Origin of the sequence: Leisingera sp. M658 (assembly GCF_025144145.1) — a bacterium.
In the GTDB taxonomy this organism is placed as follows: Bacteria; Pseudomonadota; Alphaproteobacteria; order Rhodobacterales; family Rhodobacteraceae; genus Leisingera.
This window is the reverse complement of sequence record NZ_CP083546.1, coordinates 2,629,488-2,651,248: the sequence shown is the minus strand read 5'-3', so window position 1 is coordinate 2,651,248 and position 21,761 is coordinate 2,629,488. Positions and strand designations below refer to the sequence as shown.

Here is a 21,761-nt window from a genome sequence, read left to right as displayed (position 1 = left end):
AACTGTAGCATTTGCGCCTGCAGGCAGCCAAAAAACGAAGAAACTAAGCAGTCTTAACATTTTGCCGGGCAGGCCGGCGCGGGGTGCATTGCAGGCAGCCACTAGGGGTATCGAAGACCAGTTCACTGGAAATTGCAAATTCCAATTTCGATCACCCTATGCATTATTTGCATGAGCATTTTTGTGCAAAGTAGAGTTTACTCTGGAAGCTGAGGCCCCGATCACCGGGCGCCTTGGAAATTTACTGGCAGGGGAGCCGTCATGCTGGACAACACCATTGCGTCCATAAAAAATCTGCGTGTGGAGTTTCAGACCAAGGACGGCCCTGTCATCGGTGTTGAAGATGTCTCCTTTGATGTCAGCCCGGGCGAAACCGTTTGTATCGTGGGCGAATCCGGGTCGGGCAAGTCGGTCTCTTCGCTGTCGCTGATGCGGCTGGTGGAGTTCGGCGGTGGCGAGATCGCGGGCGGCGAGCTGTTGTTCAACCGGCGTGAAGGCGGCGAGACAAATCTGGCCAGCACCGAACAGGAGATGATGAAGCAGATCCGAGGCAACGAGATCGGCATGATCTTCCAGGAGCCGATGACCGCGCTGAACCCGGTGTTCACAGTGGGCCGCCAGCTGACCGAGGGGCTGCGCATCCACAAGAACATGTCCAAATCCCAGGCCGAGGAACGCGCGCTGGAACTGTTGCGCCAGGTTCGCATTCCCGAACCGGAGCGGCGGCTGAAGCAATACCCGCACGAACTGTCCGGCGGCATGCGTCAGCGCGTGGTGATTGCCATGGCGATGGCCTGCGAACCGCGGCTTTTGATCGCCGACGAACCCACAACCGCGCTGGATGTGACTATCCAGGCCGAAATCCTGGCGCTGATGGATCGCCTGAAACGCGAAACCGGAACGGCGGTGATGTTCATCACCCACGACATGGCGGTGGTCGCCCAGATGGCCGACCGCGTCGTTGTCATGTTCCGCGGCAACAAGGTTGAGGAAGGCACGGTTCAGGAGATCTTTGAGAACCCCAAGCACGACTACACCAAGGCGCTGCTGGCCGCAGTTCCAAAACTCGGCGAGATGCGCGGCAAGAAATACCCCGAGCCGATGAAGCTGCTGGGGGTCGAAGGCCAGAAGATCGAACCGATCAAGGGCACGGACGAGGTGCTGCTGGAGGTGCAGAACCTGACAACCCGTTTCCCGGTCAAAGGCGGCCTGTTTCGCCGCACGATTTCTAATGTGCACGCAGTAGAAGATGTCTCTTTCAAGGTGTTCAAGGGCCAGACCCTGTCGCTGGTCGGCGAGTCCGGCTGCGGTAAGTCTTCGGCCGGGCGGTCGATTCTGCGGCTGGTGGAGCCGGATTCAGGCAAAGTGGAGTTTGAGGGCCGCGATGTGCTGGGTTTCAACGCCTCCCAGATGCACAAGGCGCGCCAGGACATGCAGATGATCTTTCAGGATCCCTTTGCCTCGCTGAACCCGCAGATGCAGTTGATCGACCAGGTGGCGGAACCGATCCGGAACTATGGCCTCGCCTCCGGTTCCGAACTGCACGACCGGGTAGCCAGCCTGTTCGACCGTGTCCACTTGCCACGCAGTTTCATGCGCCGCTACCCGCACGAGATGTCCGGCGGCCAGCGCCAGCGGATCGCCATCGCCCGGGCGCTGGCGCTGAACCCCAAGCTGATCGTCGCGGACGAGGCGGTCTCGGCGTTGGATGTGTCGGTGCAGGCGCAGGTGCTGAACCTGATGATGGAGCTGCAGGCGGAACTGGGCCTGTCCTTCCTGTTCATCAGCCACGACATGGCGGTGGTGGAGCGCGTCTCGCATCAGGTCGGGGTAATGTATCTGGGCCGCATCGTTGAAATCGGCCCGCGCGAGCGGGTGTTTGAGAATCCGCTGCACGCCTATACCCAGGCGCTGATGAAAGCTGTGCCGATCGCCGACCCGCGCCAGCGCAAATCGGAGAAAGAGCTGAACTTCAAACCGATCCCCTCGCCGATCCACGAAGTGGGCTATGAGCCGGAACCGTCGGAGTACCTGGAGCTGGAGCCCGGCCATTTCGTGCTGACCACCGACAGCGGATACTGAAGACATGGCTGCCAGATTGACGCCTTTGGAGATCATGCAAGCGCTGGTCTCCTTCCCGACCGTGAGCCGGGACACCAACCTGCCGCTGGTGGATTGGGTGCAGGAATATCTGTCCTCGCACGGTATTGAAAGCCACCGTTGGGTGGACCCCCAGCAATCGCACAAGGCCGCCGTCTTTGCCCATGTTGGTCCTTGGGAGGAGGGCGCCGTGGTGCTCTCGGGCCATACCGATGTGGTGCCTGTGGACGGCCAGCCCTGGGACACCGATCCGTTCGAAGTGGTGGAGAAGGACGGCAAATACTTCGGCCGCGGCACCTGTGATATGAAGGGCTATGACGCGCTGGCGATCTGGGCGCTGGTGGAGGCGCAGACCCAAGGCGTGAAGCGCCCGCTGCAACTGGCGCTGAGTTTTGACGAGGAAATCGGCTGTACCGGCGCGCCGCCAATGATCGAGGCCATGCAGTCCGTGTTGCCCAAAGGTTCAGCGGTGATTGTCGGCGAACCGTCGATGATGAAGGCGGTGACCGGCCACAAGGGCGGCACAGGTTATGACACTCATTTGGTGGGTTTTGAGGTGCATTCGTCGCTGATGCACACCGGCGTCAGCGCCATTATGCAGGGCGCCCGGCTGATCGACTGGGCCAATCAGCAAAACGCCGCGAACATGGCCAGGGAACCGGGCCAGGTGCAGGCGATGTTCACCCCGCCCTGGACTACCTGCCACGTCGGCATGATTGAGGGCGGCACGGCCCACAACATCACTGCCAAGGACTGCCGTTTCATGATGGATTTCCGGGTGGTGCCGGGGGAGAGCGCCGGTGATTGGGAAGCCGCCTATATTGCCAAAGTGCGCGAGGTCGAGGCGGAGATGCAGGCCATCCACCCGGACGCCCGCATTGATGTTTCCAAGCATTTCGACGTGCCCGGACTGGTTCCGGAACAAAACGGCGAGGCAGAGGCGCTGGCGCGCCGGGTGACCGGCGACAACGGCTCCCATGTGGTCAGCTACGGCACTGAAGCGGGCCAGTTTCAGCAGGCGGGTTATTCCGCGGTGATCTGCGGCCCCGGCGACATCGCGCAGGCGCATCAGCCCAACGAGTTTATCACAGTCGCCCAGTTCAATGCGGGTCACGACTTCATGCGCAAGCTGGTGGAGAAGCTGAGCGGTTACTTTCCTCTGCCTTGAAACCGGGCGTTTTGTGTTCAGGTTTGTGCGGAAGGTATACGAGGGGGGTACAGATTGTGCATGCTTGCCACCCCGGCACTGGCGTGTTCCGCCACGTCCCGGCGGGACCGCATACTTGCGAAGCTAAGTTTTTTCGCGGACAGTCTGCCGCAACGGAACCTGAAACAAAAAAGGGAGGGGAAAATGCCGGCCAAGAACCGCTTTGCCGAGATGCACCAGGAGATCACCGCTTGGCGCCATCACCTGCACGAGAACCCCGAACTGATGTACGAGGTGCACGAGACCGCCGCCTTTGTGGTGGAGCGGCTTAAGGAGTTCGGCGTCACCGATATCACCACTGGCGTGGGCAAGACCGGGGTGGTGGCGGTGATCGAGGGCAGGACCAATACCTCCGGTCGCGCTATCGGCCTGCGCGCTGATATGGACGCGCTGCCAATCCCTGAGGCCTCGGGAGTGGGCTACGCCTCGAAGACACCTGGCGTGATGCATGCCTGCGGCCATGACGGCCACACGTCGATCCTGCTGGGGGCGGCTAAGTATCTTGCAGAGACACGGAATTTTGACGGCAAAGCAGTGCTGATCTTCCAGCCTGCAGAAGAAGGCGGCGCAGGCGGCAAGGCAATGTGCGACGACGGGCTGATGGACCGCTGGGGTATCCAGGAGGTCTATGGCCTGCACAATATGCCGGGCCTTCCGGTGGGTGAATTTGCCATCCGCCCCGGTCCGCTGATGGCGTCTTCGGATGAGTTCATCATCACCGTCACCGGCAAGGGCGGCCACGCCGCCGCCCCGCATGAGGCGATTGATACGACGCTTGTGGCCTCTCAGATCGTGGTCTCGCTGCATTCGATCGTCTCGCGCAACGTCGACCCGGTAAAGCGCGTGGTGCTGACCGTCGGCACGTTTGAGACCGACAGCACGGCGTCAAACGTGATTGCCCATACCGCCAAGTTGCAAGGCACCGTCCGAACCCTGGATCCGGAGTACCGCACCCAGGCCGGGGATTGGGTGCGCCGGGTTGCCGAAAGCACGGCAGTGGCCTTTGGCGCCAAGGCCGAGGTCGAATGGGTTCCTGGCTATCCCGTTACCATCAATGATGAAAACGGCACCGCCCATGCAGTGGAGGCGGCGCAGGCGGTCTCTGCCAAGGTCGATGCCGAGACCCCGCCGATTATGCCATCCGAGGATTTCTCTTATATGCTGGAGCAGCGCCCCGGCGCCTATATCTTCCTCGGCAACGGCGACACTCAGATGTGCCACCACCCGGCCTATGTCTTTGACGACGAAGCGATTCCCTTGGGATGCAGCTGGTTTGCCGAGCTGGTGGAACGAAGAATGCCTGCGGCCTGAGGCTGCGGGGAAAAGACAACCAAAGGAGCGAGAAATGCCGGTCAAGAACCGCTTTGCCGAACTGCAGGATGAAATCACCGCCTGGCGCCGTGACATCCACGAAAACCCGGAAATCCTGTTCGAAACCCACCGTACCAGCGCGCTGGTGGCGGAAAAGCTGCAGGCGTTCGGCTGCGACGAAGTGGTGACCGGCATCGGCCGCACCGGCGTGGTGGGCGTGATTAAGGGTAAGGCGGATACATTGGGCAAGGTCATCGCGTTGCGCGCCGATATGGATGCGCTGCCGATCCATGAGCAGACCGGGCTGGATTATGCCTCCAAGACCCCCGGCGCAATGCATGCCTGCGGCCATGACGGCCACACCGCGATGCTTCTGGGCGCGGCCAAGTACCTGTCCGAAACACGGAATTTTGATGGCACCGTGGTGGTGATCTTCCAACCGGCTGAGGAAGGCGGCGGCGGCGCCAAGGTGATGTGCGATGACGGGCTGATGGACCGCTGGGGCATTCAGGAAGTCTATGGCCTGCACAACTGGCCGGGCCAGCCGCTGGGCTCCTTCGCTATCCGCCCCGGATCCTTCTTCGCCGCCACCGATCAGTTCGACATCACTTTCGAGGGCCGCGGCGGCCATGCTGCCAAACCGCATGAAACCGTGGATACCACCGTTCTGGCAGCCCAGGCCGTGCTGGCGCTGCAGACCATTGCCTCGCGCAATGCCGACCCGGTGCATCAGATCGTGGTCTCTGTGACCTCGTTTGAGACGTCCTCCAAAGCGTTCAACGTGATCCCGCAGAAGGTGCAGATCAAGGGCACCGTGCGCACCATGTCGGGGGAGATGCGCGATCTGGCGGAGAAGCGGATCAACGAGATCTGCACCGGCATCGCCGCGACCTTTGGCGGTACCGCGGGTGTCACCTATCATCGCGGATACCCCGTGATGGCGAATCACGATGCGCAGACTGAGTTCGCCGCCAAGGTGGCCGCCAGTGTTTCCGGTTCCTGCGAAGACGCGCCGCTGGTGATGGGCGGCGAGGATTTCGCTTTCATGCTGGAAGAGCGCCCGGGCGCTTATATTCTGATGGGCAACGGCGATACTGCGATGGTGCATCATCCAGAGTACAACTTCAACGATGACGCGATCCCTGCCGGCTGCAGCTGGTGGGCGGAGATTGTCGAGCAGCGGATGCCGGCAGCTTAAGCATAATGCGGGGAGGGGGCTGTTTGCCCCCTCATGAGCCTGCGGTACAACTCACTTGCCGAGGCAAGGGCCCAGCTCGCGGCTCAACTCCGCGGTCGAAGCTTGCGATCGCTGTATTGCTGCTCGGACCACATGCGTCACCGTGGCGCTGCCATGACGAACTTGTCCCATAGTGCTTCCTTTCGTTTCAACAAATGGATCACACCATCAAACCTTGGGATCGCATACCTGGCACCGGCCCTGGCACCGACGCAGTGGTAACGAAGCTTCTCAAAGCAAAGAGCCAAGGTCTGTTCGAGGCTTTTCGTTTGCGAAGCTTCCGGCGGTGATGAAAGCTGTGCTCTGAACGGCTTCGTTGTGCTCGGCCTGTCTGATCACTGCGCGCATGTTTCACCGCCGCTGACCTTGGCAAGGTATCCGGACCTCGCTGCCAGCACCGATACAGCAGAGGCGCGGATGCCGGCACGATAGGGATAGCTTGCTGAAGCCCATTGCAATTGTGATGGCCAGTCGTTGACCTGCGCGGCCTGGATGATCGCCAAGGGCGATGCGAACAGCCGAAACGTAGTTGGCGACCCATCTGCATAGGCCTTCACCCGCGCCTGATAAGCGCTTTTGGTCATTGGCACAAAGGGACCGGCTCGGTGCGAGAGCGGGACGGTCTCAACGGGTTTCCGGGGGGCTTGGTCAATCGGCGTGCGGCCAAGCAAGTCACGGATGCGTGCGATGTTGGCCTTGCAAGCCGCGCTGGCCAGCAGTCCGTAGTGCCGGATGCGGTGGAACCCATCGGACAGGACGCGGGTCAGGAACCGGCGGATGAACTCGCCGGTTTCGAGCTGCATGACCTTCTTCCGGTCGCCGTGCTTGATGCGGTAGTCCTTCCGGCGGAAGGCGAAGGTTCGAGACCGCCACCCGGTGGGTGTGCCGGCTAAGATAGGCCAGCACCGCCTCGGGCCCTCCGAAGCGCTTTCGCCGTGGATGATGGAGTGGATGTCCCCTCCTCAGACGGCATCGCATTGTGCCAAATTGGTGATGTTGCATTCACCCGCGACGGACAAACCCCCATGAACGAAGTTACCATTATCGGCGTTGACCTGGCAAAGAACGTTTTTCAGGTTCACGGGGGCTGCTGCGGATGGCGCAGCGATTTTCCAAAGGAAACTATCACGCCCGCAGTTTCAAAGATGTATGGACTCCTTGCCATTGAGGCATGTGCGACCTCGCATTACTGGGCACGCGAGATAACCAAATTGGGCCATGAGGTTCGGCTGATCGCCCCGAGCGACGTGAAACCCTTCGTGAAGCGGCAGAAGAATGATGCCGCGGATGCGGAAGCGATTGTCGAGGCGGCTCAGCGACCGAGTATGCGTTTCGTTCCCGTCAAATCGGTTGAGACCCAGGCTCACACAATGCTGTTTCGCTCCCGCGAGCAGCTGATTGGGCAGCGCATCGGGGCGATCAACGCCTTGAGAGGCCATCTCGCTGAGTCCGGTATATCGTTGGACAGGGCATCACGAATCTGCCCAGATTGGCGGAGCGCATTTAAGCCCCAAGTTCGGAACTGCCTGACCTTGCCCGGGATATGGTCCGAATGCATATTGACCGCATCGCAGCGCTCACGGCGCAGATTGATGATGTGATGACGAAGATCAAAGAGATCGGCTCGGCGAGCCGCGATGCGCGCATTTTGCGGTCCATGCCGGGCATCGGACCGATTGGAGCAATGGCGATCGAGGCCTTGGCGCCACCGATGGGGACGTTCAAAAGCGGCCGGGATTTTGCAGCTTGGCTGGGTCTCATCCCGCGGCAATACTCTTCCGGCGGCAAGCAGGTCTTGGGAAAGACGTCAAAGATGGGTCAGCGTGACATCCGGCGATTGCTGATTATCGGGGCGATGAGCTGTGTCGCACGTGTTGTGCGCTTCAAACGCGGGGCCACGCCATGGCTACAGGACAAATTGGACCGTAAACCTGAAATGGTTGCCGCTATCGCTCTGGCTAACAAGATGGCGCGTCAGATTTGGGCCATGCTGACGAAGGGAGAAGAATACATGCCAGCGATAGCATGACGAAAAGGGTTTAGCGCTCAGTTCTGGCGCGGCCCTCCGCAAGAAGTGCATTGAATGATATGGAAGCCGGCGGCAATCGCGATCGGAAAGCCGGCAATGGGTGGGGCGCCAGGAGCCCGCGCAGACGGCTTGGACCCGGTCCGCGAACAAACCATACCGGCCCGCGGCGTGAGAAAAGCCGCATATCTGAGGCCTGACACACGACCGCAAATGATCGACCCCAAGCCTTTGGATACTTCTTGCAAAACCAGGGACATCCACACACGACCCATTCGACCTTGCGTAAAGGGTCCAGCCACTCTGCGAAGGTGCCGGCCTGCGCCAGCGGTTCCAGGTCGCCGAAGAAGGCCAGCTCCCCGGCGCGGTGAAGCGCTACCAGCCCCTCCAGAAACAGCTACCGGAACAGGCGCGACTGGCCCCGCACGTGCAGGAAGGCCACGGGCTTGCAGGCAGCCCATCTCGCGCCGTCCAGCGACAGGCCGCCATCCCATTGCCCAGCAGGCGATTGCGCAGCAATCTGCCGAGAGGGGGCGCGACCATGTGGATGTGGGAGTGATGGGTCAGCGCCGATCCCCAGGTATGCAGCACGCTGGTTCTGCCCACCCGCGCGCGCATCCGTTTGGGGTCTGCCGCTATGGTCATCACGGTTTGTGCCGACGCCTTGAACCGCAGCCCATACACCGCCTTCTCGTTCCAGAAAGCAATCCGGGCAATCTCGGCTGGCAGGGTGAAGACCACGTGGAAATACTCCACGGGCAACAGGTCTTCAGCGCGGACTTCCATCCAGTCGCGCGCCGCCGGCCGCTGGCACTTCGGGCAGTGCCCCGCTCTCGGCAGCATGTTTTGCATGCGCCTGCCGCGCAACGGTGTCTTGCAGGAATTGCAGGCGATGTGGTGATGGCCGCATTTGGCGCACCCGGCCACATGCCCGCCGAGCGCTTCGGTCAGGCAGGTCTCAATTGCCGACATCACCTTGAGCTGGGTCAGGCTTACATGCCCCGCATTGGCCCGCTGCCACGCGGGACCATGGGTGCGAAAGATGTCAGCGATTTCCAGTTTCGGGCGGGACAACGCCCGGGTCTATCACTCCAGACTTAGGTTAGCCGCCTGATCCTGCAGCTTTGCCAGCATCACGTAGGGGCTGACCGTGTCGCGGATCGTCTCGGTGGCGACATGCGTGTATTGCGCCGCAGAGGTCAGCTTGGCGTGGCCCAGCAGGACTTGGATGACCCGCACGTCCGTATCGGCCTCTAGCAGATGCGTGGCAAAGCTGCGCCGCAGGGTATGCAGGGTCGCGGGCTTCTGACCTCAGCCATGGTCTTCGCCAACGTGAAGGCCCGGTTCAGCCGCCGCGGCGAGAGGGGGGTGATCTTCGGCTTGCCGGGAAACAGCCAGCCTTCCTGTCTGGCTTCGTGCCGATAGTCTCGCAATAGGCTCAGCAATCCTGGTGACAGCATCACTTTACGGTCCTTTCCCTGCTCGACATGGATCAGCATCCGGTCGCTGTCGATGTCGCCGATCTTGAGATTGCAAACCTCGGCGGCCCTGAGCCCTGCGCCCTAGGAAATGCTGAGTGCCGCCCGGCACATCGGGCCCGGCCCCAGCGCAGCCAAAAGAATGCCCGAGACCTCCTCGACGCTGAAGACCACGGGCAAATTCCGCGGCTGTGTTCGGAACTGCAGGTAGCGCTTCATCTCCTCGCGCCTGCAGGTCATGCCGAAGAAGAACCGCAGCGCGATGATGCGCGCGTTGAAGGCCGAGGGGGTGTCCCGGTGCCCGTCATGTGCAGTTGATAGGCGCGCAGGTCCTCCGGCGTGGCCGTATCCGGCGACCGCCCGAGGAACGCGGCGAAATCCTTGATCGCTCGGACATGGGCCTTCTGGGCCTTGTCGCCTATGCCCCGAATGCGCATGTCCTCGATCCTCCGCGCGCGCAGCGGCTTTGTCCTTGGGCTCTTTGGCGGCTTTGCCATCGTTGCGACAGCGAATTGAGTGAGCTCAGATGGTAGATACTTTGGGTTAAAGGAAGAAGCTAATGCTCCAGCATCTCGCGGTAGATCGCGACCAGCGTACCGGCCTCCTTTTCCAGCGCGAAATTAGTAATTGCGTGCCTGCGTGCCGCCTCTGACCAGGCGTCCAGCCGTCCTTCGGTGGACAACACCTTATTGATCGCCTCCACCATCTGCCGGGTCTCGCCTGCGTCGATCAGAAGGCCGGTTTCACCCGGTGCGATCAGCTCTTCAAAGGCGCCAACGCGGGTGGCAACTGCAGGCACCCCGCAAGACATGGCTTCCAAAGGGGTCAGGCCAAACCCCTCCCAGCGTTGCGGTGCCACATAGAGATCCAGCGCCTGATACCAGCGGGAAACTTCCCAGACCGGCACCTCAGGCGGGAACAGCAGGCGGCCGGACAGACCTGCGGCCTCTACCTTGGCGCGCAGCTCCTTCTCAAACGCCACATGCTTTTCGGTGGCGCGGCCCATGACCAGGCCTACCGCTTGGGGATGCGCTTTCATCACCTCCAGCATGGCATCGACAAAGACGTCCGTGCCTTTCTGCGCCCGGATGCGGCCGTAGCAACCGATCAGGATTGCATCCTGAGGCAGGCACAGTTCACGCCGCAACGCGGCTTTGTCAGCGGGCGGGGAAAATTCTTCGGTATTGATCCCGTGATGCACCACCTGCACCGGGTTCTGCAGATAGGCGGCTCCTTTGGCGGAAGTTGCGATCACCCGGTCCATGTTGGAAATCAGCCACTTGGTGTAACCGGAGTGATGACGCTGGGAAGCGGAGGTGAACAACAGTTTCAGCCGCTTGCCCAGCAGGTATTTCAACGCCAGCCCGCCGAGCATTTCGACATTGCGCCGGGCGTGCCAAACGCGGGCGCCGGCCGGGCCGTTGCGTTTCATGAACAAGAGCTGCAGCACCGACAGATGCGGCATGCCGCCGGGCAGGCCGCTGCCGGCGGTGGCAATGGCGATTTGCTGGCGCTGAAGCGGCACCAGCCGCACGATGGTAGAGGTGACGCCGGACAGGCGGCGCTTGAAATTCGGCGCGATGACCTCAACCGTATTGGCGTCAGTTTTTGCCATCATGGCCTCCATCGCGGGGCAGAACCGCCAGCAGGGCGTCCACCGTCTTGTCCAATTGATCCGACTGGCGGGAGATGAATTGCCGGGCGGCATCACAGGCAGCCTGGAAGGTCTGCGGCTGTTCCAGCCAGGTGGCAACCTGATCGGTCAACTCTGCCGCGGACCGCACCTCAGCCGCGGCGCCAAGCGCGGTCAGTTCGGCATAGGTTTCGGCGAAATTGTAATGTCCGGTGCCGGTGATCACAGTGGCGCCCGCCTGCATCGGCTCAAACGGGTTGTGGCCGCCGATTTCACGCAGGGAGCCGCCCAGGAAAACCAGCGGGCTGAGGGCATACCAGGTGCCAACCTCGCCCAGAGTGTCCGCCAGATAGACCTGGGTGGCAGTCCCGGGCATGACGCCCTTGCTGCGCCGTGCGCAGGACAGGCCTGCGCCCTTCACCAGAGCTTCTGCCGCATCGCCGCGCTCGGGGTGGCGGGGAGCAAGCAGCAGGCAGAGGTCCGGGTGCTTCTTCAGCAGCGCCTTATGTGCCTCCAGCACGGTCTCTTCCTCGCCCTCGTGGGTCGAGGACGCGATCCAGACCGGGCGTTCACCGATGTTTCTACGCAGCTTTTCAAGGCTGTCCCGGTCGACCGGCAGCGGCGCTGAGACGGCCTTGAGGTTGCTGCCGGGGCGGACGCGCTTGGGGTTGGCGCCCATCGCCTGCAGGTTTGATGCGGTTTTTGCATTTTGCGTCACCAGCAGATCGAATTGCCCCAGGATGTAGCGCGCCGTTTCCGGGCGTTTCTTCCAGCCTTCCACAGACCGGTCCGACAGCCGCGCATTCAGCAGCACCAGCGGGCAGCCGCCCTTGCGCGCCCGCACCAGCATTTGCGGCCACAGTTCGCTTTCGACAAACACCCCCAGATCGGGGCGCCAGTGCGCCAGAAACCGGTCCACCGCCGAGGTTGTGTCCAGCGGCGGGAACTGATGACGGCAGCGCGGCGGCATCCGTTTGGCAATCAGCTCGGCAGACGTTGGCGTGCCGGAAGTGATCAGAAATTCCGCGTCCGGCGCCTGTTCTCCCATCCGCTTGATGAGCGTGAGCACCGACAGGCTCTCGCCGACCGAGGCGGCGTGGAACCAGATCAGCTGCCCGGCGGGGCGGGGCAGGGAGGCGTGGCCAAGGCGTTCGCGCACGCGCGCCTCCGGCAGGCCGTAATCACGCAGCTTGCCTGCCACCTTGCGCCAGGCAAAGGGTGCTATCAGCGCGCTGGCGCCGCAATAAAGGGAGTAAAGCAGCGTTGGCCGCGCGGGCGAGTCACTGGACATGATCAGCCGCCGGTGTGGCTCATGTGGCGGGACATCTGGCCGCCGGCCTCCTGCCGGGAATAGTCAAAGTCATGGCCGCGGGGCTTGTCGCCGATGGCGGCGCGGATCGCGGCCTCCAAGACGCCGGTGCCTTCCTCGTTTGCGCGCAGGGGCGCGCGCAGGTCAGCTTTGCCCTCTTGGCCCAGGCAGGTGTAAATTTCACCGGTGCAGGTCACCCGCACCCGGTTGCAGCTTTCGCAGAAGTTATGGGACAGCGGGGTGATGAAGCCGATCTTCTGGCCGGTTTCCTCCAGCCGCACATATCGCGCCGGACCGCCGGTGCGCTCAGCCAGATCGGTGACGGTATAGTGGTTTTCGTATTCCGCACGCACGTCTTTCAGCGACCAATACTGGCCGATGCGCTCCATGGCGCCGATGTCCTCGCCCATCGGCATGACCTCAATCCATGTTAGGTCGAGGCCGCGTTCGGCGCACCATGCGGTGATCGCGGGCAGTTCTTCTTCGTTGAAGCCTTTCAGCGCCACGGCGTTGAGCTTGACCTTGAGGCCTGCCTTCTGCGCGGCATCAATCCCTTTCAGCACCTGCGGCAGGCGGCCCCAGCGGGTGACATCGGCGAATTTCTGTTCGTCCAGCGTGTCGAGCGAGATATTCACCCGGCGCACCCCGGCGGCATAAAGGTCATCGGCGTATTTCGACAGCTGCGAGCCATTGGTGGTCAGCGTCAGCTCCTTCAGGGCGCCGGTGTCCAGATGGCGGCTCATCGACTGGAAGAAAGTCATGATGCCGCGCCGGACCAGCGGCTCACCGCCGGTGATCCTGAGCTTCTCAACGCCGAGCCGGATGAAGGTGGAACACAGCCGGTCCAGCTCCTCCAGCGTCAGCAGATCCTTCTTGGGCAAAAAGGTCATATTCTCGGACATGCAATAGACGCAGCGGAAGTCGCAGCGGTCGGTGACCGAGACACGCAGATAAGTGATTGCGCGGGCGAAGGGATCAATAAGCGGAGCTGTCATGCCTCCTAGGTAAAGCGGGGCACCGCCCGCGGCAAGAGGGGGGCGGCTTTTACCGCTGGCAAAGAGTTTCGCGCAAAGCTAGGGTCGCCTCATGCGTATGACAGTCATTTCCCTTGCTTCGATTTCCCTGCTGGCTGCCTGTAACGGGATCCAGCTGAATTCTTCCATCCTTGGCGGCCAGGGGGCTCCGGCGGCAGCTGAGCCGCAAGACCCGGTGCTGCAGCCGGCCCCCGGTGTTGATGTGGCCGAGGCGGGCCCCGCCTTGTCCGATGCACCGTCGTTCCGCGGCTCTGCAACCACGGTGGCCTCGCTGGGCGATCCGTCCCTGCCGGGACTGTGGATGGAAACACCGCTGGTGGCTGCTGAACAGCAGGCATTGGTGCGCACCAGCCGCAACACCCAGGTGGTGCTGACGCTGAAGCCCGCCCCGGGGGCCGAGTCCGGCGGCAGCCGTCTGTCGATCGGCGCCATGCGCGCACTGCAGCTGCCGCTGACTGAATTGGCCGAAGTCCAGGTGCTGCCCGCGGGTTGATCCTGCTTGAGAGCGGGGAAGCGCCCGCCCTCTTGGGGCGGGGGCGTGCGCTGCCCGGCTGGCGCCGGGCGGGCCGGTCGTGAATAGGGCGGGGGCTAGCTGTCTTTCAGGTATTTCGCCGCTTCCTTGCGGGCGAAGGCTTTCATGGCTGTCCCATGTTCGGCCAGAAACGCGCGGGTGCGCTCCGCGTCATGTTTGCTGAGGTCGCGCAGCCACCAGGCCACGGCTTTTTGCATGAACCAGTTGCGGTCCGGCACATAAGCCGCCGCCCAGCCCAGAATACGTTCGCGCCGTTCTTGGTCAGCAGGCTTCAAATTGTTCATCTTGGCCCAGGGCAGGGTGGCGACAAGTGCCGCGCGGCGGGACCACATGTGATCCGACTGCGTCCAGGCTTCCACAGTGTCCAGCCGTTCCGGTGCGGTTTGCAGGCGTTTTGAAATGGCCGAGCAGGCGTGATCTGCGATGGCCCAGCTGTCAAAATCCGGCACCCAGGATTGCATCAAGTCCCATGCGGCTGCGTCTTCCTTGATCCGCGCCTGGGTCAGCAGTTTGGCGGCGGCGATGCGGGCTTCGAAGATATCCGACTCCCACAGTGCGCGTGCCAGGTTGACCCGTTCTTCGAGCGGGAGCGCTTGCCGCCAAGTCTTGGTCAGGTCATTGGTGGCCGGATTGGGCACGCCCAGTATTTCGCGGGTTTGCTTGTGATAGGCGGCCATCTGCGCGGCGCGGCCGGGTTCTGCCTGCGCTTTCAAACTGGCAAGAGCGTCATCCAGCGTCATCAATATCTCCGAAAATGTTGGACGGCTGCCCGTCGATTGTGGTCAGGTTGCGCTCTGCCCAGAATGTATGCAGCCCGTCTTGGCCCAACGGTTCGGTCACCCTGTCCAATGTGTCCCGTTCGCCGGCGTAATCGAGGAACGGCACCGCGTAGCCGCAGGACGTCTGCATCATTTCCACGTTCATGTCATAGATCTGGCGCGGGCCTGGGTTGGCTGGGAACAGCGCGTTGAGCTCCGCAAATTCCGGGTCGCGGGGATGCAGGGTGCGGGCCGAGCCATAAGCCCGCAGTATCAGAGGCCGCGCCGCGAAGCTGCACCACATCAGCGTCATCCGGTTCATCTGGCGCAAATGCCCCGCAGTCTCGTTGCCGCTGCCGGTGAGATTGCGCCAAACGATCCGGTTCGGGTCCATCACCCGCAGGCTGTCCATGCCCTTGGGAGAGATGTTTACCCGGCCTTCCGCCGCAGCGGTCCCGGAAAAGAAGATATGCTGCGCAGCGATGAAACGCGCGTGACCCTCATTGATCCGGTTGAATTGCTTGGCCACCGGCTGCTACTCCACGGTAACGGATTTCGCGAGGTTTCGCGGCTGGTCCACATCGGTGCCCTTGGCGACCGCGGTGTGATAGGCCAGCAACTGTGCCGGGATCGCATAGAGGATCGGCGACAGCGCTTCTTTGACGCGTGGCATCCGGATCGCGCACCAAACATCGTCTCCGGCCTCGTCTATGCCGTCCTGATCGGAGATCATCAGAACCTTGCCCTTGCGCGCCAGCACCTCCTGCATGTTGGAGACCGATTTGTCGAACAGCGAATCCTTGGGGGACAGCACCACCACCGGCATGTGTTTGTCGATCAGTGCAATGGGGCCGTGCTTCAGTTCGCCCGAGGCATAAGCTTCGGCGTGGATGTAGCTGATTTCCTTCAGCTTCAGCGCGCCTTCCAGCGCCAGCGGAAACATTAGGCCGCGGCCCAGGAACAAGACGTCGCGGGCTTCGCTGACCTTCTGCGCGGCTTGGCGGATCGCCTCGTTCTGCTCCAGCGCGGAGGACATCACATTAGGCAGGCCGCGGATCGCGGTGGCGTAGTCTGCCATTTCGTCAGTCGAAAGATGGCCGCGGTCGCAGGCGGCTTTCAGCGCCAGCGCCAGCAGCACTGTCAGCTGACAGGTAAACGCCTTGGTCGAGGCGACGCCGATTTCCGGCCCGGCATAGATCGGCAGTGCCAGATCGCTTTCCCGCGCGATGGAACTTTCGGGCACGTTTACCACTGACAGGATCTTGTCGGCCTTTTCCTGGCAATAGCGCAGCGCGGCCAGAGTGTCGGCGGTCTCGCCCGATTGGGAGACAAACAGCGCCAGCGTCTTGCCGGGGATCGGCGGTTCGCGGTAGCGGAACTCGGACGCAATATCGACTTCGACCGGCAGCCGGGCGATCTGCTCAAACCAGTATTTGGCGGTCACACAGGCGTAATAGGCGGTGCCGCAGGCCACCATCGTCAGCCGTTCGACCTGCGAGAAGTCCACTTCGCCGGGCAGGCGCACGGCGTCTTCCTCAACCGGCAGATAGTGGCGGATTGCCTCGGCAATCACATGCGGCTGCTCGGCGATTTCCTTGGCCATGAAATGCTTGTGGCCGGCTTTGTCCACCTGGGCAGAATCGATCTGGATGGTCTTGGTCGCCCGGTTCACCAAGGCGCCGTCTGCATTGCGGATTTCTGCGCCTGCGCGGGTGACGACGGCGCGGTCGCCTTCCTCCAGATAGGTGATCCGGTCGGTGAGCGGCGCCAGGGCGATGGCGTCGGAGCCCACGAACATCTCGCCATCACCATGACCGATGGCCAGCGGCGAGCCCTTGCGGGCGGCAATGATCAGGTCTTCCTCGCCATCAAACAGAAAGGCGAGCGCAAACGCGCCTTGCAGCTGGTCCAGCGTCTTGAAAGCGGCATCCACCGGCGCCAGCCCTTCCTGCAAATGGCGTTCCGTCATCAGGGCGACGGTTTCGGTGTCGGTCTCTGTCCGGAACTCCATTCCGCAGTTCAGCAGCTCAGCCCGCAGCTCCTTGTAGTTCTCGATGATGCCATTGTGCACGACTGCGACGGCGCCCGCGCGGTGCGGGTGGGCATTGCTGACAGAAGGCGCGCCATGGGTGGCCCAGCGGGTGTGGCCGATGCCGGATTTGCCGGCCAGCGGCTCGTGCACCAATAGGTCGCTGAGGTTCACCAGCTTGCCCACCGCGCGGCGGCGCCGCAGCTCGCCCCTGTTCACGGTGGCAATACCGGCACTGTCATAGCCGCGGTATTCAAGCCGCTTCAGCGCCTCGACCAGGATCGGGGCGGCCTCGTGATTGCCCAGTACGCCGACAATTCCGCACATCACTTGGCTTCCTTCTGCAGGCGGGCTTTCTTGGCGCGCAGGATATCCATCAGCTTGCGTGCCCGGCCCGGCTTGTTGGTCTGTTCGGCGCGGGCAAGGGCCAGGTCGCCGTCTTCGACATTCTTTGTGATCACAGCACCGGTGGCGGTCATCGCCTCGTTGCCGACCCGAACCGGCGCCACCAGCATGGTGTTCGACCCGATAAAGGCGCGCGCGCCGATCTCGGTGCGGTGCTTCATCACCCCGTCATAGTTGCAGGTAATTGTGCCCGCGCCAATGTTGGTTTCCTTGCCGACCGAAGCATCGCCGATATAGCTCAGGTGATTGACCTTGGCGCCTGCAGCGATTTCCGCGTTCTTGATCTCGACAAAGTTGCCAACGTGAGTGTCCTCGGCCAGTTCCGCGCCGGGGCGCAAGCGGGCATAGGGACCAACCTTGGCGCCGCGGCTGACATGGCAGCCCTCCAGATGCGAAAACGCCCGGATCAGCGCACCGCTCTCCACCGTCACGCCGGGGCCGAAGACCACGTTGGGCTCAATCACCGTGTCCCGCCCGATGAATGTATCAAAGGCGAGGTAAACGGTTTCCGGGGCCATCAGGGTAACGCCCAGTTCCATCAGGTCTGCCCGTGCCCGCGCCTGAAACAGCGCATCCGCCTGCGCCAGTTCTGTGCGGGAGTTGACGCCCAGCGTCTCCGCCTCGTCACAGGACACGGCGGTGACTTTCAGGTCTTCGCGGCGGGCCAGCTCCACCAGGTCAGTCAGGTAATATTCGCCCGAGGCGTTTTCATTGCCGACCTTGGCGATCAGGTCGAACAACGCGCTGGCCTTGCCTGCCATCAGACCGGAATTGCAGAAGCTGATAGCGCGCTCTGTTTCACTTGCATCCTTGAACTCGACAATCCGCTCCAGGCTGTCGCCGTCCATCACCAGGCGGCCATAGCGGCCCGGATCGGCGGCCTCGAACCCCAGCACAACCAGATCGGCACGCTGGCGGGCTTCGACCATGCGTTCCAGCGTCTCAGCGCTGACAAAGGGCGTGTCGCCATAAAGCACAACCACATCGCCCTCGAACCCTGTCAGCGCGGTGCGGGCCTGGTCCACCGCATGGGCGGTTCCAAGCTGTTCTTCCTGCAGGACAACGTCGGCCTCTTCGTCGATACCAGCCACTGCCTTGCGGACTTGATCCGCTCCGTGCCCTGCCACGATAATGGTGCGCTCGGGCGCCAGCGTGCGGCCAGCGGCCATCGCATGCTCCAGCATTGGCGCCTGTGCGATCGGGTGCAGCACTTTCGGAAGGTCGGAGTTCATCCGGGTGCCTTTTCCGGCCGCCAGGATGACAAGGGCAATGCTCATAATCGCTTTTCTCTTTGTCTTTTTATCACTCCCGTTTTATCCGCTAAGGGGCGGGGCGCAAGAGATAGCGCCATCAAACAAGATTGCGGGCTGCAACATGCGGCAGCGGAAATGCGCCGAAGGGGCAGGATATGCGAACAGTTATCTTCGATCTGGACGGCACGCTGGCGGATACTTCCGGCGATCTGCTGGCGGCGGCCAATACCTGTTTCCGGCAGATGGGGCTGGGCGATGTGCTGAGCTATCCGCAGGATGCGGCGGTATCGCTGCGCGGTGCCCGGATGATGCTGACGCATGGGCTGAAGCGGGTGGATCAGTATGATCCGGCGGTAGTGGAAGAGTTCTATCCGGTGTTTCTGGACGTCTATCGCGATGCGATTGATCACCATACGGTGCTTTATCCCGGTGCAATGGAGGCGGTCGAGGCGCTGGAAACCGCAGGCTTCGGCGTCGGTATCTGCACCAACAAGCCGGAGGGGCTGGCGGAACAGTTGCTGCGCAGCCTGGGCGTGCGCGATGCGTTTAGGTCGCTGGTGGGGGCAGATACGCTGCCGGTGCGCAAACCTGACCCTGAGCCGCTGTTTGAAGCCGCGCGCCGGGCAGGCGGTGACCCGGCCCGCACCTTGCTGGTGGGTGACAGCGACACTGACCGCAATACATCTGCCAATGCGGGCGTGCCCTCGGTTCTGGTGACCTTCGGCCCGTCGGGCGATGATATGGCAGCGCTCAAACCTGAAGCGCTGCTGCACCGGTTCGAAGACCTGCCGGAGATCGCGGAGCAGTTGATTGCGTGATCCCGCAACTTAGTTTCGGGAAACTCGGCCAAATGGCTTCCCTCTTGACCCCTGCCGGGCGGCGGCTCACAAACGCCGCATGAGCGAGATTTTTTCCGGGTCTTTCACCCAGCAGGAACCCATCCCCGAAGACGCCATCGAGGCAGCACTTGCGGTGCTGCGCAGCGGGCGGCTGCACCGGTACAACGTGGCAGAGGGCGAGGCAGGGGAAACTGCGCTGCTGGAACAGGAATTCGCGGCACAGATGGGCGCGAAATACTGCCTGGCGGTGGCTTCGGGCGGTTATGCGCTGGCCACCTCCCTGCGGGCGGTCGGAGTGAAGCCCGGCGATAAGGTCCTGACCAATGCCTTTACACTCGCACCGGTGCCGGGTTCCATCGCTTCGGTCGGGGCAGAGCCGGTGTTTGTTGAAGTCACCGAAGACCTGACCATTGATCTCGACGATCTGGCCGCAAAGGCGGATCAGGCCAGGGTGCTGATGCTGTCGCATATGCGCGGCCATCTGTGCGACATGGACCGTCTGATGGAGGTCTGCAACGCCGCCGGCATCACCGTGATTGAAGACTGCGCCCACACCATGGGGGCGTCCTGGAATGGTGTGCTCTCGGGCAAGCACGGGGCAGTGGGGTGCTATTCCTGCCAGACTTACAAACATGTGAACTCGGGCGAAGGCGGGCTGCTCATCACAGATGATGAAGAGATCGCCGCCCGTGCCATCATGCTGTCAGGATCCTATATGCTTTATGGCCGCCACCTGGCGGCGCCGGGACCGGAAGTGTTCGAACGGGTGAAATACGAGACCCCCAACATTTCGGGCCGGATGGACAACCTGCGTGCCGCCATCCTGCGGCCGCAGCTGAGTGACCTGGAAACCCAGGTGCAGCGCTGGAATGACCGCTACCGCGCGGTTGAGAACGGCCTGCGCGGCACGCCGGGCCTGACCGTGGTCGGGCGCCCCACGCAGGAGGTCTATGTCGGCTCTTCGATCCAGTTCCTGCTGATGGACTGGTCCGAGGAGGCCGTGCAGGAGGCGGTGCGGCGCTGCGCTGCCCGCGGCGTGGAACTGAAGTGGTTCGGCACGCCCGAACCAGTGGCCTTCACCTCCCGCTATGACAGCTGGCGCTATGCAGACACCCCGCGGCTGCCTCAGAGTGACCGGGTTTTGGCCGGCATCATCGACATGCGGGTGCCGCTGACATTCAGTCTGGAAGACTGCGCCCAAATCGCCCGCATTATCCGCGCCGAGGTCTCTGCCGTCTATCAGTCGGCCTGATAGAGCGGCACCGTCGAGATCGAGACCTTGGCCGAGCCATCGGTCAGCTCTGCCGCGTGGGCAGCATAGATCAGCGTCTGGTTGCCCTCGTCGAAGATGCGCTTCACCCGCAGCGATTTCAGGATGATGGAGCGGGACGCGCGGAACACGTCCTCGCCATCGCGGCCGCGGTCGATGTCACCCACGGTGATCGGCCCGGTCTGGCGGCAGGCGATTGAGGCGTTGGACGGATCCTCGAACCAGTTTCCGTTGGACAGGCGGTCCAGCAGCCCCCGTTCGAAATAAGCGATGTGGCAGGTTACGCCGCTGACCTTGGGGTCGGCGATGGCCTCGATGATGATGTCGTTTCCCACCCAGTCGACGCCGATCTCCCCGACTTCCTCCGCTGCGGCGGGCAGGCTCAGCAGGCAGGTCAGGGCTGCCGCGGCGCGGTTCAATCGTTTCATCAGTTTTTATCCTCGCAATCTGATTTGTGCCGGTCTGTCCGGTTACTGCTAAACCAACGCGCGCAATCGGCAAAACGATCCGGGGAACCTTTTTGAACAAGCGGACGTTGTCTCAGCACAACGGCGCAAAAACGCGCCCTCAGACAGAAATGATATCGAGGAGAACACAATGTTCATGTCCAACCGCACCCTGACCGCTCCTGCCCTGACCGCGTCCGCTCTGGCCCTGCTGGCCGCACCGGTCTGGGCCTGCGCCCAAGTGCAGGCTGTGACCGACCTGAACCTGCGCGCAGGCCCGGGGCCGCAGCACGAGATCATTGGCGTCATCTCTGCCGATGGCACGGTTGATCTTGAGGGCTGCCTTGAGGAAAGCAATTGGTGCAAGGTTGCATATGATGGCGCGGACGGCTGGGCTTACGGCGAATACCTGACCACCACTCTGGCCGACAAGTATGTGCCGGTTGTTGCCAAGGACAACCCGGTCAAATTCAACACCGTCACGTACACCAGCACTGAAACCGGCGAAGACGATGCTGCGCTGGGTGCTGTCGGCGGCGCCATCACCGGCGGCCTGATTGCAGGCCCGGCAGGCATTGTCGCAGGGGCCATTGCGGGCTCACTCGCGGGTGAGGCTGCGGTGCCAGACGAGAAGGTGGTGACCTATGTGCGCAGCAACGCCACCGAGCCGGTTTACGTGCAGGGTGAGGTGGTGACAGGTGTCATGATCCCGGAAGAGGTCCAGCTGACCGAGGTGCCGGACACCAATTACCGCTATGTCTACCTGAACGGCCTGCCTGTGCTGGTTGAGGCGGACGACCGCACAGTGGTTTACGTGGTCCGCTGATCCAATCCAAAGCGGCTATTTGCGGGCGGTCCCTGGCGGGGCCGCCCGGTGCTGTTTGCGGCGCCGGC

The 21,761-nt window shown here is 62.4% G+C and carries 16 protein-coding genes and 4 pseudogenes; 9 read left to right on the top strand and 11 right to left on the bottom strand.

All coding sequences use genetic code 11. The annotated features are described in order from the left end of the window. Positions 1-261 precede the first annotated feature (261 nt). The 4 genes from K3724_RS13225 (at position 262) to K3724_RS13210 (ending at position 5,816) form a co-directional block, all read left to right on the top strand. Positions 262-2,082 carry an ABC transporter ATP-binding protein gene (locus K3724_RS13225; protein WP_259985701.1) on the top strand — a complete coding sequence of 607 codons (1,821 nt, stop codon included), beginning with the start codon at positions 262-264 and terminating at the stop codon, positions 2,080-2,082. A gap of 4 nt (positions 2,083-2,086) precedes the next feature. Continuing rightward, positions 2,087-3,268 (top strand): acetylornithine deacetylase, encoded by a 1,182-nt coding sequence (argE, locus tag K3724_RS13220; RefSeq protein WP_259985700.1) that lies wholly within the window; start codon positions 2,087-2,089, stop codon positions 3,266-3,268. A 183-nt stretch (positions 3,269-3,451) separates the two neighbouring features. Next, positions 3,452-4,618 (top strand): M20 aminoacylase family protein, encoded by a 1,167-nt coding sequence (locus tag K3724_RS13215; protein WP_259985699.1) that lies wholly within the window; start codon positions 3,452-3,454, stop codon positions 4,616-4,618. A gap of 34 nt (positions 4,619-4,652) precedes the next feature. After that, complete coding sequence (locus tag K3724_RS13210; protein WP_259985698.1) at positions 4,653-5,816, top strand: M20 aminoacylase family protein; 1,164 nt, start codon at positions 4,653-4,655, stop codon at positions 5,814-5,816. Between the two features lie 674 nt (positions 5,817-6,490). Here the strand turns inward: K3724_RS13210 and K3724_RS13205 are convergent. After that, a pseudogene (locus K3724_RS13205) lies at positions 6,491-6,779 on the bottom strand (transposase); the annotation flags it as partial. 101 nt (positions 6,780-6,880) lie between these two features. On the opposite strand from K3724_RS13205, the pseudogene K3724_RS13200 reads away from it, so the two are divergent. Then, positions 6,881-7,884: pseudogene (locus K3724_RS13200) on the top strand (IS110 family transposase). Positions 7,885-8,128: 244 nt separating this feature from the next. Here K3724_RS13200 and K3724_RS13195 read toward each other — a convergent pair. The 5 genes and pseudogenes from K3724_RS13195 to moaA all read right to left on the bottom strand — a co-directional run. Further along, a pseudogene (locus tag K3724_RS13195) lies at positions 8,129-8,955 on the bottom strand (transposase zinc-binding domain-containing protein); the annotation flags it as partial. 12 nt (positions 8,956-8,967) lie between these two features. Continuing rightward, a pseudogene (locus K3724_RS13190) lies at positions 8,968-9,856 on the bottom strand (tyrosine-type recombinase/integrase). Positions 9,857-9,915: 59 nt separating this feature from the next. Then, positions 9,916-10,974, bottom strand: coding sequence for a glycosyltransferase family 4 protein (locus tag K3724_RS13185; protein ID WP_259992639.1), 1,059 nt, complete (start codon positions 10,972-10,974; stop codon positions 9,916-9,918). Further along, complete coding sequence (locus K3724_RS13180) at positions 10,961-12,283, bottom strand: 3-deoxy-D-manno-octulosonic acid transferase (RefSeq protein ID WP_259985697.1); 1,323 nt, start codon at positions 12,281-12,283, stop codon at positions 10,961-10,963. The genes K3724_RS13185 and K3724_RS13180 overlap by 14 nt, the downstream gene beginning before the upstream one ends. A gap of 2 nt (positions 12,284-12,285) precedes the next feature. After that, positions 12,286-13,296 carry a GTP 3',8-cyclase MoaA gene (moaA, locus tag K3724_RS13175; protein WP_259985696.1) on the bottom strand — a complete coding sequence of 337 codons (1,011 nt, stop codon included), beginning with the start codon at positions 13,294-13,296 and terminating at the stop codon, positions 12,286-12,288. 91 nt (positions 13,297-13,387) lie between these two features. Between moaA and K3724_RS13170 the strand changes: the two genes are divergently transcribed. After that, positions 13,388-13,828 carry a hypothetical protein gene (locus tag K3724_RS13170; RefSeq protein ID WP_259985695.1) on the top strand — a complete coding sequence of 147 codons (441 nt, stop codon included), beginning with the start codon at positions 13,388-13,390 and terminating at the stop codon, positions 13,826-13,828. A gap of 95 nt (positions 13,829-13,923) precedes the next feature. Here K3724_RS13170 and K3724_RS13165 read toward each other — a convergent pair whose 3' ends face one another. Genes K3724_RS13165 through glmU form a run of 4 tightly spaced genes read right to left on the bottom strand, consistent with a single transcriptional unit; the run spans position 13,924 to position 18,336 of the window. Beyond that, positions 13,924-14,607: a DNA alkylation repair protein gene (locus K3724_RS13165; protein WP_259985694.1), complete on the bottom strand. Its 684-nt coding sequence runs from the start codon at positions 14,605-14,607 to the stop codon at positions 13,924-13,926. After that, positions 14,594-15,154 (bottom strand): pyridoxamine 5'-phosphate oxidase family protein, encoded by a 561-nt coding sequence (locus K3724_RS13160; RefSeq protein WP_259985693.1) that lies wholly within the window; start codon positions 15,152-15,154, stop codon positions 14,594-14,596. Before K3724_RS13160 ends, K3724_RS13165 begins: the two co-directional genes overlap by 14 nt. A gap of 6 nt (positions 15,155-15,160) precedes the next feature. Then, positions 15,161-16,981 (bottom strand): glutamine--fructose-6-phosphate transaminase (isomerizing), encoded by a 1,821-nt coding sequence (gene glmS / locus K3724_RS13155; protein WP_259985692.1) that lies wholly within the window; start codon positions 16,979-16,981, stop codon positions 15,161-15,163. Further along, a complete protein-coding gene (glmU, locus tag K3724_RS13150) occupies positions 16,981-18,336 on the bottom strand; it encodes a bifunctional UDP-N-acetylglucosamine diphosphorylase/glucosamine-1-phosphate N-acetyltransferase GlmU (protein WP_259985691.1) in 1,356 nt (451 codons plus the stop codon). Before glmU ends, glmS begins: the two co-directional genes overlap by 1 nt. Before the next feature lie 131 nt (positions 18,337-18,467). Between glmU and K3724_RS13145 the strand changes: the two genes are divergently transcribed. Both K3724_RS13145 and K3724_RS13140 read left to right on the top strand, forming a co-directional pair. Continuing rightward, positions 18,468-19,130, top strand: a complete 663-nt coding sequence (locus K3724_RS13145) for an HAD-IA family hydrolase (RefSeq protein WP_259985690.1) — start codon at positions 18,468-18,470, stop codon at positions 19,128-19,130. 79 nt (positions 19,131-19,209) lie between these two features. Next, positions 19,210-20,403: a DegT/DnrJ/EryC1/StrS aminotransferase family protein gene (locus tag K3724_RS13140; protein ID WP_259985685.1), complete on the top strand. Its 1,194-nt coding sequence runs from the start codon at positions 19,210-19,212 to the stop codon at positions 20,401-20,403. Here the strand turns inward: K3724_RS13140 and K3724_RS13135 are convergent. Then, positions 20,391-20,849 carry a CreA family protein gene (locus K3724_RS13135; protein WP_259985676.1) on the bottom strand — a complete coding sequence of 153 codons (459 nt, stop codon included), beginning with the start codon at positions 20,847-20,849 and terminating at the stop codon, positions 20,391-20,393. The two genes, K3724_RS13140 and K3724_RS13135, sit on opposite strands and share 13 nt — an antisense overlap. A gap of 169 nt (positions 20,850-21,018) precedes the next feature. Between K3724_RS13135 and K3724_RS13130 the strand changes: the two genes are divergently transcribed. Then, the gene (locus K3724_RS13130) at positions 21,019-21,693 is read left to right on the top strand and encodes a DUF1236 domain-containing protein (RefSeq protein WP_259985674.1); all 675 of its coding nucleotides are present in this window, start codon (positions 21,019-21,021) and stop codon (positions 21,691-21,693) included. The last annotated feature ends 68 nt before the right edge of the window (positions 21,694-21,761 follow it).